Source organism: Proteus mirabilis ATCC 29906 (assembly GCF_000160755.1).
Lineage (GTDB): Bacteria > Pseudomonadota > Gammaproteobacteria > Enterobacterales > Enterobacteriaceae > Proteus > Proteus mirabilis.
This window is the reverse complement of the sequence record NZ_GG668583.1, coordinates 260,891-276,600: the sequence shown is the minus strand read 5'-3', so window position 1 is coordinate 276,600 and position 15,710 is coordinate 260,891. Positions and strand designations below refer to the sequence as shown.

Genomic DNA, 15,710 nt, shown 5'->3' with positions numbered 1-15,710 from the left:
ATGTTGAAAATTGCTGATACTACATTCACATCAAGGTTATTTACTGGTACAGGTAAATTTGCGACACCAACACTCATGGCTGAAGCCATTAAAGCCTCTGGTAGCCAATTAGTGACAATGGCAATGAAGCGTGTTGATTTAAAAAATGGCAATGATGATCTAATCGCCCCTCTTAAATCATTAGGGGTAAAATTATTACCTAATACTTCTGGTGCAAAAACAGCACAAGAAGCCGTTTTTGCTGCACGATTAGCAAAAGAGGCCTTTGATACCCATTGGATCAAATTAGAAATTCATCCTGATACCAAATACCTACTTCCTGATCCAATAGAAACACTTAAAGCGGCTGAACTTCTCGTTAAAGAAGGTTTTGTGGTTTTACCCTATTGCAGTGCTGATCCGGTATTATGCCGTCGTTTAGAAGAGGTAGGATGCGCAGCTGTAATGCCGTTAGGTTCACCTATTGGTTCCAATCAAGGTTTACAAACTCGCGATTTTTTGCGGATTATTATTGAACAAACCTCAATACCCGTTGTTGTTGACGCTGGTATTGGCGCACCAAGCCATGCTCTTGAAGCTTTAGAATTGGGTGCAGATGCTGTACTCGTCAACACCGCCATAGCCGTAGCTAAAAATCCAGTTTTAATGGCTCAAGCTTTTAAAGCTGCAATTGATGCTGGAGAGCTTGCTCGACAATCTGGACTGGCTGTACCGACTGCAATAACACATATGCAAGCACAAGCCTCTAGCCCATTAACCCAATATTTAGAGGCTTTCTAATGAAAACATTTTCTGATTATTGGCAACAATTAGATTGGGATGACATCACGTTAAGACTGAATAGTAAAACTTGTGAAGATGTTGAAACTGCTTTATCTCATCATACTTTAACTCTTGATGATTTTATGGCGCTGATCTCCCCTGCTGGCCGACATTATTTAGAGCCAATGGCACAACGCGCCCAGCAACTAACTCGACAACGTTTTGGTAATGTTGTCGGTTTATATGTTCCACTGTACCTCTCTAATTTATGTGCTAATGATTGCACTTATTGTGGTTTTTCAATGAGTAATGCCATCAAGCGCAAAACATTAAATGAAAACGAAATCCTTGCTGAATGTCATAGCATTCGGCAATTAGGTTTTGATAGCCTGCTACTCGTTACAGGAGAGCATCAAAGAAAAGTTGGTATGGATTATTTCCGTCAATATATACCGCTTATTCGCCAGCAGTTCAGTTTATTAATGATGGAAGTACAACCTCTGGCGACAAATGAGTACGCTGAATTAAAAACGCTCGGTATTGATGGTGTAATGGTTTATCAAGAAACCTATCATGAACCCACTTATCAGTTGCATCATCTAAGAGGAAAAAAACAAGATTTTCATTGGCGGTTACAAACCCCTGATAGATTAGGGCAAGCCGGCATTGATAAAATTGGTTTAGGTGCACTAATTGGTTTATCTGACAGATGGCGTACCGATTGTTATATGGTGGCTGAGCATCTGCTATTTTTACAAAAACGTTACTGGAAAAGTCGTTACTCTATCTCCTTTCCTCGTCTACGCCCATGTGCTGGTGGGCTTAATCCTGCATCGGTAATGAGTGAAGCAGAATTAGTTCAGTTGATTTGTGCTTTTCGTATTTTAGCCCCCGATGTTGAGCTTTCCCTTTCAACACGTGAATCGCCTTACTTTCGCGATAATACAGTACCTTTAGCCATCAATAATATCAGCGCTGGCTCTAAAACTCAGCCCGGTGGTTATTCTGATAGTCATGAGGAGTTAGAGCAATTTTCACCTAATGATAATCGTCATGTCAGTGATGTAATTAATGCCCTCAAAACACGAGGATTACAGCCTGTATGGAAAGATTGGGATAACTATTTAGGTCGTTAATAGAGATAAAATAATACCGCGTTTTAATTTATTTTTTTAATAAATATAATCGCGGTTTTATTACATAACACATAGTAATAAATAATTAAAAATAATATCAATACGTTAGATATAACAATAAATTTTTCTTAAAAAGATTAAGTTAACTAACTATTTCATTAAGTTAAAAGCAATATTTTAAGTTCTTGTATACTTAAACCAGTTATTCGTTCAATAAATTCCAACTCAACATTTTCTTTTAATAAGTTTTTTGCTAATTGTATTTGTACTATCTTTTTACCTATTTCTATACCTTCGTTTTTACCTATCTCTATACCTTCGTTTTTACCTATCTCTATACCTTCATTTTTACCTATCTCTATCCCCTCCATTTTTCCTAATTTAAATCCTTTATTTTCTAACCGCCATGCAATATTCATAATCGTCTCTCTATGGTTATCTACTTGTTCAGCTATCTTATTTATGATGGATTCAAAATCCGCCGCATCCATAATTGAGAATAAATATTGTACAACAGCGATAGTGTCTTCATCACTGCAGTTTTTCTGATTTATCGCTTTTGAGAGAAGCATCGCTAACTTATCAAGATCATCGCAACTGTTCACATGTTTCATTGCAATTTCCATTACAGCGGCTTTTCTATGTGTTAATAAAATTTCATCATCAATTGAATTCAAATCAATTAATGCAAAATTATTAAGATAGAGTTGATTTGCCAATGTAGAAAGCGGAAAACAATCTAACCAATTGACAGAAAAAGGATAAGGTTTGCGTTTGCCATGATAAAACAAGATAGGAACAACCAACGGCAAAGATGTGTAACCTTGCTGTAGATGCTGATTCATAGTGCAAAACGCATAGTGCATCATACGCCAAGCGATCATTTTATCTGGTCGAGATTGGTGCTCAATTAAGAAATAAATTGAGATATTCCCCTTTTTGGTTTTCACTGAGTAGAGAATATCTGACATACGAGAACGTAATTTAATATCGATAAAAGAGGAATTTTGTAGCTTTAAAGTTGAAAAATCACAATAGCTTTTTAATTCGTCTGATAAATGGATAAAAAAGAAATCCTTAGCATTACTAATATTCATCATGAAGCGTTTGAATGCAGCATCATGAGAAGAAATTAAAAGAGGTTTATTCATCGCTGACTCCGTGCTAAATGTGGACCGCCAGCTTACAGAAAAAAATGACCTTTTACTTAGTAAAAAATCATCATAAATATCTGAAAAATATAAACTTAATTATTTAACTTACCTATGCAAGTATAAAAAAGAGCAAAAAAATACCCTCGATAACTATCGAGGGTATTTATATTTAAAACTAATGCAGTATCAATTAGTTATTTGATGAACCGCCGAAACCTGCATTCAGCAATTCTGCTAAGTTAGCAGAAGCTTCATCTGCACTGATTGTTGCTTCAGTTTCATCCGTTGGCAGTTGTTGTTGACGACGTTGGATACGATCCTGATGGTACGCAAAACCAGTACCTGCAGGGATCAGACGACCCACAATAACGTTTTCTTTTAAACCACGTAATTCGTCACGTTTACCTGCAACAGCAGCTTCAGTCAGTACGCGTGTTGTTTCTTGGAACGATGCCGCAGAGATGAAAGACTCAGTAGCCAGTGATGCTTTCGTAATACCTAATAGGTCACGAGAGTATGTTGCTGGTACTTTACCTTCTTCCTCTAAAATACGGTTCGAAACTTTAACACGAGCGTATTCAACTTGTTCACCTTCAAGGAATTCAGAACTACCGGCATTTTCGATAGTCACTTTACGTAGCATCTGACGAACGATAACTTCGATGTGTTTATCGTTAATCTTAACCCCTTGTAAACGGTAAACTTCCTGTACTTCATTAGTGATATAGCGAGTAACCGCATGAACACCACGTAAGCGCAGAATGTCATGTGGTGATTCTGGACCATCGGAGATAACATCACCGCGTTCCACAACCTCACCTTCAAATACGTTAAGTTGACGCCATTTAGGGATCATCTCTTCGTATGCATCGCTGCCATCTAATGGAGAAATAACTAAGCGACGTTTACCTTTCGTTTCTTTACCGAAAGAAACAATACCGCTGATTTCAGCAAGGATTGCAGGCTCTTTCGGACGACGAGCTTCAAACAAGTCAGCAACGCGTGGTAGACCACCGGTAATATCTTTAGTACCACCAGATTCTTGAGGAATACGTGCTAACGTATCACCCGCATTAATAGCAACACCATCATCTAATTGAACGATAGCTTTACCTGGCAGGAAGTACTGTGCCGGCATATCTGTATTCGGGATTAATACATCATTACCTTGTGCATCGGTGATGCGCAATGCTGGACGTAAATCTTTACCGCTACCAGTACGCTCTGCAGTATCCAGAACAACCAGTGAAGAAAGACCGGTTAATTCATCCGTTTGACGAGTAATGGTTTGACCATCAACCATATCAGCAAAACGGATAATACCAGAAACCTCACTCACCACAGGCATGGTATGTGGATCCCAGTTAGCAACTGTTTCGCCACCGTTGACAGCTTCGCCATCACCTTTCGATAATTGAGCACCGTAAGGTACTTTATAGCTTTCTTTCGTACGACCGAATTCGTCAATCAGACGTAATTCTGTATTACGAGAAGTAATCACTAACTTACCAGCAGTGTTGGTGATAAATTTCGCATTGATCAATTTCAGAGTACCTTTATTACGTACCTGAATGCTTGATTCTGCTGCCGCACGGGATGCCGCACCACCGATGTGGAACGTACGCATCGTTAACTGTGTACCAGGCTCACCGATTGACTGTGCTGCGATAACACCGATAGCTTCACCTTTGTTGATGATATGACCACGAGCAAGGTCACGACCATAACATTTAGCACATACACCAAAGTCTGTGTCACAGGTTACAACTGAACGAACTTTAACGCTGTCTACTGAGTTTTCTTCTAACAGATCACACAGTTTTTCGTTTAACAGCGTATTACGTGGAACAAGGATATCTGCAGTACCTGGTTTCAGGATATCTTCTGCCGTTACCCGTCCTAATACACGCTCACGCAGTGGCTCTTTAACATCTCCACCTTCAATGACCGGAGTCATCATTACACCTTCGGTTGTACCACAGTCGCTTTCTGTTACGACAAGGTCTTGTGCAACGTCAACTAAACGACGAGTCAAGTAACCGGAGTTTGCTGTTTTCAGTGCGGTATCCGCCAAACCTTTACGAGCACCGTGGGTTGAGATGAAGTACTGGAGTACGTTCAGACCTTCACGGAAGTTCGCAGTGATTGGGGTTTCGATAATGGAGCCATCTGGCTTAGCCATCAGACCACGCATACCCGCTAACTGACGGATCTGAGCTGCAGAACCACGAGCACCGGAGTCAGCCATCATAAAGATGCTGTTGAAGGAAACTTGTTGTTCTTCTTCACCATCACGGTTGATCACAGTTTCTGTAGACAGATTTTCCATCATCGCTTTAGCGACGCGTTCATTCGCAGCAGCCCAAATATCGATGACTTTGTTGTAACGTTCACCCGCTGTTACCAGACCGGATTGGAACTGTTCCTGAATTTCTGCAACTTCTGCTTCTGCCTCGGCAATGATCTCTGCTTTTTTCGCAGGGATAACCATGTCATCGATACCTACTGAAGCACCAGAACGTGCTGCGTAAGCAAAACCGGTATACATGATTTGGTCAGCAAAAATAACTGTTGGCTTTAAGCCCATTACGCGGTAGCAGGTATTCAGCATTTTAGAAATAGCTTTTTTACCTAATGGTTGGTTAACCAGTGCGTAAGGTAGGCCTTTTGGTACAATCATCCATAAAATAGCACGACCAACTGTAGTGTCTTTTAAGCTAGTTTCAGTGGTGATATTACCTTCGCCATCTTTGATCTCTTCAGTGATACGTACTTTAACACGCGCGTGTAAAGAGGCTAAACCTGCGCGATAAACGCGTTCAGCTTCTTTTGGACCACTTAACACCATGCCTTCACCTTTGGCATTGATGCAATCACGAGTCATGTAGTAAAGACCTAATACCACGTCCTGTGAAGGAACGATAATTGGGTCACCACTTGCTGGAGACAGAATATTGTTAGTTGACATCATCAACGCGCGAGCTTCTAACTGCGCTTCTAATGTCAATGGAACGTGAACCGCCATTTGGTCACCATCGAAGTCGGCGTTATATGCCGCACAAACGAGTGGGTGTAACTGAATAGCTTTACCTTCAATCAGGATTGGTTCAAACGCCTGTATACCTAAACGGTGAAGTGTCGGTGCACGGTTTAGCATAACTGGGTGTTCACGGATAACTTCATCTAAGATATCCCAAACTACCGCTTCTTCACGCTCAACCATTTTTTTAGCGGCTTTAATTGTTGTCGCTAAACCACGGGTTTCCAGTTTTCCGTAAATAAATGGTTTGAATAATTCAAGTGCCATTTTTTTCGGCAGACCACACTGATGCAGACGCAGGTATGGACCAACGGTGATTACAGAACGACCAGAATAGTCAACACGTTTACCTAACAGGTTTTGACGGAAACGACCTTGTTTACCTTTGATCATATCAGCCAAAGATTTCAGAGGACGTTTGTTAGAGCCTGTAATTGCACGACCGCGACGACCGTTATCTAATAACGCATCAACAGACTCTTGTAACATACGTTTTTCGTTACGTACGATAATGTCTGGAGCTGCTAAATCTAGCAGGCGTTTTAAACGGTTATTACGGTTGATAACGCGACGATATAAATCGTTCAAGTCAGAAGTCGCAAAACGACCACCATCAAGTGGAACCAGTGGACGTAAGTCTGGTGGTAACACTGGCAGTACAGTTAAGATCATCCACTCAGGTTTATTGCCTGATTGCATGAATGCTTCAAGTAACTTGATACGTTTAGTCAGTTTCTTACGTTTAGTTTCAGAGTTAGTCTCATTTAACTCTTCACGCAGCGTTTCACACTCTTGTTCCAGATCCATGCTCTGTAACAAGTTCTGAACAGCCTCAGCACCCATCTTCGCGTCAAATTCATCACCGAATTCTTCTAATGCATCAAGGTATTGCTCTTCTGTTAAGATTTGGCCACGTTCAAGGCTGGTCATACCGCCTTCAACAACAACATAAGATTCAAAATACAGTACACGTTCAATATCGCGCAGTGGCATATCCAACAGCAGACCGATACGGGACGGCAGTGATTTCAAGAACCAGATGTGCGCCACTGGAGAAGCTAATTCGATGTGACCCATACGTTCACGACGAACTTTAGTTTGTGTGACTTCAACGCCACACTTCTCACAAATAACACCACGGTGTTTTAAACGTTTGTATTTACCACACAAACATTCGTAATCTTTTACTGGTCCGAAAATACGGGCACAGAAAAGGCCGTCACGTTCTGGTTTGAACGTACGGTAGTTAATTGTTTCTGGCTTTTTAACTTCACCAAATGACCATGAACGGATCATATCAGGTGATGCCAGAGCAATTTTGATCGCATCAAACTCTTCGGTCTTGGTTTGCGCTTTCAGAAACTTTAATAAGTCTTTCACGAAATGGCTCCTGTCGGAGTTAGACCTGCCAGGCAAATGACCCCTGTCATTCACCCCTTTAAACCAGTGTAGTCACTGTTTAGCAGACTGCCATATTTAGCAGTCTGCTTTCATGGAATACGTTATTCGTCTTCCAATTCGATGTTGATACCCAGTGAACGGATCTCTTTCAACAATACGTTGAACGACTCAGGCATACCTGGTTCCATCTGATGGTTACCATCAACAATGTTTTTGTACATTTTGGTACGACCGTTAACGTCATCCGACTTAACAGTAAGCATTTCTTGTAGCGTGTAAGCCGCACCGTATGCTTCCAGTGCCCATACTTCCATCTCCCCGAAACGCTGTCCACCAAACTGTGCTTTACCACCAAGAGGTTGCTGAGTAACTAAGCTGTACGAACCGGTAGAACGGGCGTGCATCTTGTCATCAACTAAGTGGTTCAGTTTCAGCATGTACATGTAACCTACAGTTACTGGACGTTCGAATTGTTCACCTGTACGACCATCGAAAAGTGTAATCTGACCAGAAGTTGGAAGATCTGCTAATTTCAGCATCTCTTTAATTTCCATCTCTTCTGCACCATCGAACACAGGTGTTGCAGTTGGCATACCTTTTTTCAGGTTCTCAGCCAAACGTAACACTTCTTCATCACTGAAGGTGTCCAAATCAACTTTCTGACGAGGTGCCATACCCAGATCATAAGCTTTCTGGATAAATTCACGTAACTTAGCCACTTCTTGTTGCTGTTTCAGCATCGCATTGATTTTATCACCGATACCTTTAGCAGCCATACCCAAGTGAGTTTCAAGGATCTGACCAATGTTCATACGTGATGGTACACCCAGTGGGTTCAGTACGAGGTCAACAGGATTACCGTTTTCATCGTATGGCATGTCTTCAATTGGGTTAATCTTAGAGATAACACCCTTGTTACCATGACGACCCGCCATCTTATCACCAGGTTGGATCTGACGTTTAACAGCCAGATAAACCTTAACAATCTTCAATACACCCGGTGCTAAATCATCACCTTGAGTGATCTTACGACGCTTAGCTTCCAGTTTCTTCGCGAATTCAGCTTTCAGTTCATCATACTGTTCAGCTAATTGTTCTAACTGGTTTTGCTTCTCTTCATCAGCAAGACCCAGTTCTAACCAACGTTCACGAGGTAGTTTATCTAATTTGTCAGCTTCAATACCGCCGGCAATCAGAACGCCACGAATACGTGCAAAAAGACCCGCTTCAAAGATACGTAACTCTTCTGTTAAGTCTTTTTTAACTTCACGTAATTGCGATTCTTCGATTTCTAATGCACGTTTGTCTTTTTCTACGCCATCACGGGTGAAGACTTGTACATCAATAACTGTACCAGACACACCGTTAGGAACACGCAGAGAAGAATCTTTAACATCAGATGCTTTTTCACCGAAGATAGCACGTAGCAGTTTCTCTTCTGGAGTCAGTTGAGTTTCACCTTTCGGTGTTACTTTACCTACCAGAATATCACCACCTTTCACTTCAGCACCGATATAAACGATACCTGATTCATCCAGTTTAGATAACGCAGCTTCACCAACATTAGGAATATCTGCAGTGATCTCTTCAGGCCCTAACTTAGTATCACGAGACACACAAGCAAGTTCTTGAATATGGATAGTTGTGAAACGGTCTTCTTGAACAACACGCTCAGATACAAGGATGGAGTCCTCGTAGTTATAACCATTCCATGGCATAAATGCCACGCGCATGTTTTGACCTAATGCAAGTTCACCAAGGTCTGTTGATGGACCATCGGCAAGTACATCACCACGTTCAACAGGTTCACCTAAAGAAACACAAGGTGTTTGGTTAATACATGTGTTTTGGTTAGAGCGGGTATATTTAGTTAAGCTGTAAATATCAATGCCTGCTTCACCAGCATAAGTCTCATCTTCGTTTACTTTGATAACGATACGAGAAGCATCAACATACTGAACAGTACCACCACGTTTTGCTACCGCAGTAACACCGGAGTCAACCGCTACAGCACGTTCCATACCTGTACCTACCAGTGGTTTATCACCACGAAGTGTAGGAACAGCCTGACGTTGCATGTTCGCCCCCATCAATGCACGGTTGGCGTCATCGTGTTCAAGGAATGGGATCAGTGAAGCACCGACAGAAACAACCTGTTGAGTTGAAACGTCCATGTACTGAACTTGATCACGACTAAATAAACTTGACTCACCTTTATGACGGCAAGTTACTAATTCTTCTACGAAGTGGCCATCATCATCTAATACGGAGTTCGCCTGAGCAATGATGAAGTTACCTTCTTCAATTGCAGACAGATAGTGGATTTCATCTGTTACAGCGTTGTTTTCTACAACACGGTAAGGCGTTTCTAAGAATCCGTACTCGTTAGTCTGTGCATAAACAGATAATGAGTTAATCAGACCGATATTTGGACCTTCAGGTGTTTCGATTGGACACACACGACCATAGTGAGTTGGGTGTACGTCTCGAACTTCGAAGCCTGCACGTTCACGAGTCAGACCACCAGGGCCTAATGCAGAAATACGACGTTTATGGGTAATTTCTGACAGCGGGTTATTCTGATCCATAAACTGCGATAACTGGCTAGAGCCAAAGAACTCTTTAACTGCAGCAGAAATCGGTTTTGCGTTGATCATATCTTGTGGCATTAATGCATCAAGATCACCTAAAGATAGACGCTCTTTAACTGCACGTTCAACACGCACCAGACCAACACGGAATTGGTTTTCAGCCATTTCGCCAACAGAACGAATACGACGGTTACCTAAGTGGTCGATATCATCCACTTCACCTTTACCATTACGGATATCAATCAGTTTTTTCATCACTTCAATGATATCTTCTTGGCTTAAGATGCCAGAACCTTCAACTTCTTCGCGACCTAAAGAGCGGTTGAACTTCATGCGACCAACCGCAGAGAGATCATAACGATCTTCTGAGAAGAATAAGTTCTCAAATAAGTTTTCTGCCGCTTCGCGAGTTGGTGGTTCACCAGGACGCATCATGCGATAGATTTCAACTAATGCGCTTAAACGATCGTTGGTAGGATCGACGCGGATAGTTTCTGAAATATAAGCACCATGATCTAAATCGTTGGTAAACAGTGTTTCGATGGTTTTATGACCAGCTTGACTTAAGCGAGCTAACACATCTAAAGAGATTTCCATGTTAGCAGCACAAATCAATTCACCTGTCGCTTCATCAATATAGTCACGAGCCACTACTTTACCTGCGATGTATTCAACAGGTACTTCGATGCGCTCAATTTGTTCTTTTTCTAACTGACGAATATGACGAGCAGTAATACGGCGACCTTTTTCGACATAAACTTTGCCGTTTGCTTCAATATCAAATGAAGCTGTTTCACCACGCAGACGCTCAGGAACTAACGTCATCATCAGTTTATTATTACTGATTTCAAACGTTGTTTTCTCGAAGAACAGATTTAAGATGTCTTCGGTGCTGTAGTTCATTGCGCGTAAAATGATAGTCGCTGGTAATTTACGACGACGGTCAATACGGACAAAAAGATTATCTTTAGGGTCGAATTCGAAGTCTAACCATGAACCACGATAAGGAATAATACGTGCGTTATACAGTACTTTACCTGAAGAGTGCGTTTTACCTTTATCGCTATCAAAGAACACACCAGGGCTACGATGTAACTGGGAAACAATAACACGCTCAGTACCATTGATAACAAAAGTACCATTATCGGTCATTAATGGGATTTCACCCATATAGACTTCTTGTTCTTTGATGTCTTTAACGGTGCCTTCTGGGGCTTCACGTTCATAAATGACCAGACGCAGTTTTACACGTAATGGTGCAGAATAAGTTACACCACGGATCTGACATTCTTTAACATCAAAAACAGGCTCGCCAAGGCGGTAGCTGACATATTGCAGTTCAGCATTGCCGCTGTAGCTTTGGATTGGAAATACGGAACGGAAAGCCGCTTCCAGCCCATTTTGACCATCAGGATCTTGCTCGATAAACTTCTGGAACGAGTCAAGTTGGATAGAAAGGAGATAGGGAACATCCAGAACTTGTGGACGTTTACCAAAATCCTTACGAATACGTTTTTTCTCGGTATAGGAGTAAACCATAGGGTTCCTCAGCTCGCTGAAAAGTGACCCACTCTGCCTGCCCTTGTTATTAAGGGTGACACGACATTCATCTAACACTGTTTTTTTGTAGGTAGGAAAATAGAATTTTCCATAATACTTATTGCTATTACTCTTAAATCATTTCATTGCATTGCGCACACTACCGAGCTTTTGGAAAAACGTGGATCGTAGTGGCTAACACAGTATATTAAGTCGTCAATAGCAAAAAATATTGAGGTAAAGAGGAAGCCAAAAAAGTGTGAAAAAGCTACTCTTACCTTACAGCGCAAAAAGGCTGGTGACCAAAAAATCACCAGCCATCAGCCGTTAGGCTGCTCTCTGGGAAGTTAAATTACTTAACTTCAACCTCAGCACCTGCTTCTTCCAGAGCTTTCTTCAGAGCTTCAGCATCATCTTTGCTTACGCCTTCTTTCAGAGCTGCTGGAGCAGATTCTACTAAGTCTTTAGCTTCTTTCAGACCAAGACCGGTAGCGCCACGTACTGCTTTGATTACTGCTACTTTGTTACCGCCGATACCTTTCAGGATAACGTCGAATTCAGTTTTTTCTTCAGCAGCTTCTGCTGGACCCGCAGCAACAGCAACAGCTGCAGCAGCAGATACACCGAATTTTTCTTCCATCATAGTGATCAGTTCAACAACGTCCATTACAGACATTTCAGCAACTGCATTTAAGATATCGTCTTTAGAGATAGACATAACAATTGTTCCTAAAATTCAGAAAAAGTTTATACGTAGTAAAGCAACGAAGGAAATTGGCTATTAAGCAGCTTCTTTCTGATCGCGCAGTGCAGCCAGAGTACGAACCAGTTTGCCGGCAGCGGCTTCTTTCATGGTTGACATCAGGCGTGCGATTGCTTCTTCGTAAGTTGGTAGTGTAGCCAGGCGATCAATGTTTGAACCTGGGATAAACTCACCTTCAAAGGCAGCCGCTTTAATCTCGAATGCTGGGTTCGCTTTCGCGAAATCTTTGAACAGACGAGCTGCAGCGCCCGGGTGTTCAGAAGAGAAAGCAATCAAGGTAGGACCAACAAATGCGTCTTTCAGCACTTCATAAGAAGTACCTTCAACAGCGCGACGTAGCAATGTGTTACGTACTACACGTACAGTAACACCAGCTTCACGACATGCTTTACGCAGTTCAGTCATTTTATCTACAGTTACACCACGGGAATCCGCAACAACTGCAGACAGCGCGCCTTTGGCAACTTCGCTGACTTCAGCAACAATCGCTTGTTTGTCTTGAAGATTTAGTGCCATTAGCTTCTTGCTCCTGGATTAACCGAGTAAAAACTCGGGACTCACATCACTTATTGCCACAATGGAAATAAGCGCTAAAACACGGTGAGCAGAATCCAGAATATAAAATTCTTTTTGGCTCTCTCACCGTCTACGCAGGAAAATTAAGTAATTACTTACACCTGCGGTCTTGGACGGGGTCTGGATAGGCCAGACTCCAACCGAATTTGGGAATTTAGTTATGTTGACTCACATTCAAAATACAACATAGCTAAACTCAAGGCGTCAAATTCTATACAAATTTGACGCCAAGGTAAAGTCTTTTATGACTTTTAGTCTAATCGAGGATTAAACTGTCGCGCTTAAGCTTGCTTGATCAATAGCAACACCTGCACCCATAGTGGTAGACAGGCTTACTTTCTTGATATAAACGCCTTTAGCTGAAGATGGTTTTGCTTTTTTCAGCGCAACCAGCAGAGCTTCTAAGTTTTCTTTCAACTGAGCTTCGTTGAAATCAACTTTACCGATAGTGGTATGGATAATACCATTTTTGTCGTTACGGTAACGAACCTGACCAGCTTTAGCATTTTTAACAGCTTCAGCAACGTTAGGTGTTACAGTACCCACTTTCGGGTTTGGCATTAAGCCGCGTGGACCAAGGATTTGGCCTAATTGACCAACAACGCGCATTGCATCTGGAGATGCAATTACAACGTCAAAGTCCATTTCGCCAGCTTTAACTTTAGCAGCTAAGTCATCCATACCGACTAATTCTGCACCAGCTTCTTTAGCAGCTTCTGCATTTGCACCTTGTGCGAATACAGCAACGCGAACTGAACGACCAGTACCGTGTGGCAGAACAGTAGCACCACGAACGTTTTGGTCTGATTTACGAGCATCGATGCCGAGGTTAACAGCAACATCAACACTTTCAACAAATTTAGCTGTAGCTAACTCTTTCAATAAAGCAACTGCTTCATTGATTTCGTACTGTTTCACTACATCTACTTTTTCACGGATATTGCGCATGCGCTTGGTTAGTTTAGCCATCAGATTAGTCCTCCACTACCAGGCCCATGGAACGAGCAGTACCTTCAATTGAACGCATCATAGCTTCAACATCAGCACCAGTCAGATCCGCAGCTTTAGTTTCTGCAATTTCACGAACTTGAGCAGTAGTTACTTTACCTACTTTCTCTTTGTTCGGTTTGCCAGAACCTGATTTCACGCCCGCCGCTTTCTTCAGCAGAATCGCTGCTGGAGGAGTTTTAGTAACGAAAGTGAAAGAACGGTCTGCGTAAACTGTAATAACAACAGGGATTGGTAAACCTTTTTCTACGCTTTCAGTTTTAGCGTTGAATGCTTTACAGAATTCCATGATGTTAACACCTTGTTGACCCAGAGCTGGACCAACTGGTGGACTTGGATTAGCCATACCTGCTGCAACTTGCAGTTTGATATAGGCTTGGACTTTCTTAGCCATTAATTAATTCCTCAATGTGGGTATATCGCCCGGCTAGGGCTCCCCGATTTACTTTGCTTTGTCTCATGACAAAACAACTCAAAACGAAAGGTGGAAAATTGTAGTGAACTTTTCCACCTTTTGCAAGAAAGGCGAGTAAAAAGGTTTAACCTTTTTCAACCTGACTAAAGTCTAATTCCACTGGGGTCGCACGACCAAAGATAGAAACAGACACTTTCAGGCGACTTTTCTCGTAATCAACTTCTTCAACAACACCGTTAAAGTCAGCAAATGGACCATCACTAACACGAACCATTTCACCTGGTTCAAACAGTGTTTTAGGACGTGGTTTGTCACCAACTTGTTGTAGGCGATTCATGATCGCATCAACTTCTTTATCACTAATTGGTGCAGGTCTGTCTGAAGTACCGCCAATAAAACCCATGACTCTTGGCACATTACGCACAAGATGCCAAGTTGCATCATTCATGACCATTTGGACAAGAACATAGCCTGGGAAAAATTTACGCTCACTTTTACGGCGCTGTCCGCTACGGATCTCAACAACTTCTTCTGTTGGAACCATAACTTCGCCAAATGAGTCTTCCATTTCGTTTAATTTGATATGTTCACGCAGAGACTGTGCTACACGGCCTTCGAAGCCTGAAAAGGCTTGAATAACATACCAGCGTTTTTTAGGAGAATCAGTCATGAACACCTCACAGGCCAGTAATAAATGAAACTAAACGAACCAGAATGCCATCCAGTCCCCAAAGAACCAATGACACAATAGCCGTCACCGCAGCAACGATTAATGTTGTCTGCAATGTTTCTTGACGCGTTGGCCATACTACCTTACGCATTTCAATTCGAGCTTCGCGAGCAAATGCTAGTGTTGCTTTACCTTGTGTTGTCCACAACGCAACTCCGCCCGCAGCCGCGAACAGAATAACAACCGCTAAAGCCCGCAACGCAAGGTTAAATTCACGATAAAGATAGTTGCCACCCACTGCTACTACCAGCAATAAGACGGTAATGATCCACTTAGCGATATCACCACCGCGTTTGCTATCTTGAGCTCCGCTATTCGCACTCATAAATTAACCTGTCCATATGATGTAAATAAATAGCCAGCTTGCCTCGCAAGAGCAAAACAAATCAGACTAACCATAAATAAACTATGATTGCATCTGACACAGCGTCATATCTCTATGACATTCGTATCTGCAAGATACTGGACTCAATTCGTTGTATCAGAGCCTATCTCACCAATAATTTCCAGAAAACTAGTGATGAGATAGGTTCTTTTTCAAACAACGCATAAAAAGGGCATCAATTGATGCCCTTCTTTAGGAAAATTACCGAGT

11 protein-coding genes are annotated in these 15,710 nt (G+C 41.9%); 2 read left to right on the top strand and 9 right to left on the bottom strand.

Going from position 1 to position 15,710, the window contains the following annotated elements; translation table 11 throughout:
* Entirely contained in the window at positions 1 to 780 is a 780-nt protein-coding gene (locus HMPREF0693_RS17190; protein WP_004246911.1) for a thiazole synthase, read from the top strand.
* Entirely contained in the window at positions 780 to 1,898 is a 1,119-nt protein-coding gene (thiH, locus tag HMPREF0693_RS17185) for a 2-iminoacetate synthase ThiH (RefSeq protein ID WP_004246910.1), read from the top strand. The genes HMPREF0693_RS17190 and thiH overlap by 1 nt, the downstream gene beginning before the upstream one ends.
* A 158-nt stretch (positions 1,899 to 2,056) precedes the next feature.
* On the opposite strand, the gene HMPREF0693_RS17180 is transcribed toward thiH, so the two are convergent.
* The 9 genes from HMPREF0693_RS17180 to secE form a co-directional block, all read right to left on the bottom strand.
* On the bottom strand, positions 2,057 to 3,049 hold the full coding sequence (locus HMPREF0693_RS17180; RefSeq protein ID WP_004246909.1) for an Rpn family recombination-promoting nuclease/putative transposase: 993 nt from the start codon (positions 3,047 to 3,049) through the stop codon (positions 2,057 to 2,059).
* 193 nt (positions 3,050 to 3,242) lie between these two features.
* On the bottom strand, positions 3,243 to 7,472 hold the full coding sequence (gene rpoC / locus HMPREF0693_RS17175) for a DNA-directed RNA polymerase subunit beta' (RefSeq protein WP_004246908.1): 4,230 nt from the start codon (positions 7,470 to 7,472) through the stop codon (positions 3,243 to 3,245).
* Between the two features lie 122 nt (positions 7,473 to 7,594).
* Positions 7,595 to 11,623, bottom strand: coding sequence for a DNA-directed RNA polymerase subunit beta (gene rpoB / locus HMPREF0693_RS17170; RefSeq protein ID WP_004246906.1), 4,029 nt, complete (start codon positions 11,621 to 11,623; stop codon positions 7,595 to 7,597).
* Between the two features lie 352 nt (positions 11,624 to 11,975).
* Positions 11,976 to 12,341, bottom strand: coding sequence for a 50S ribosomal protein L7/L12 (rplL, locus tag HMPREF0693_RS17165; protein ID WP_004246905.1), 366 nt, complete (start codon positions 12,339 to 12,341; stop codon positions 11,976 to 11,978).
* A gap of 63 nt (positions 12,342 to 12,404) precedes the next feature.
* A complete protein-coding gene (rplJ, locus tag HMPREF0693_RS17160) occupies positions 12,405 to 12,902 on the bottom strand; it encodes a 50S ribosomal protein L10 (RefSeq protein WP_004246904.1) in 498 nt (165 codons plus the stop codon).
* Positions 12,903 to 13,229: 327 nt separating this feature from the next.
* Positions 13,230 to 13,931, bottom strand: coding sequence for a 50S ribosomal protein L1 (gene rplA, locus HMPREF0693_RS17155; RefSeq protein WP_004246903.1), 702 nt, complete (start codon positions 13,929 to 13,931; stop codon positions 13,230 to 13,232).
* A 4-nt stretch (positions 13,932 to 13,935) separates the two neighbouring features.
* The gene (gene rplK / locus HMPREF0693_RS17150; RefSeq protein WP_004246901.1) at positions 13,936 to 14,364 is read right to left on the bottom strand and encodes a 50S ribosomal protein L11; all 429 of its coding nucleotides are present in this window, start codon (positions 14,362 to 14,364) and stop codon (positions 13,936 to 13,938) included.
* 145 nt (positions 14,365 to 14,509) lie between these two features.
* Positions 14,510 to 15,055: a transcription termination/antitermination protein NusG gene (gene nusG, locus HMPREF0693_RS17145; RefSeq protein WP_004246900.1), complete on the bottom strand. Its 546-nt coding sequence runs from the start codon at positions 15,053 to 15,055 to the stop codon at positions 14,510 to 14,512.
* Positions 15,056 to 15,062: 7 nt separating this feature from the next.
* Complete coding sequence (gene secE, locus HMPREF0693_RS17140) at positions 15,063 to 15,440, bottom strand: preprotein translocase subunit SecE (RefSeq protein WP_004246899.1); 378 nt, start codon at positions 15,438 to 15,440, stop codon at positions 15,063 to 15,065.
* Positions 15,441 to 15,710: the final 270 nt, after the last annotated feature.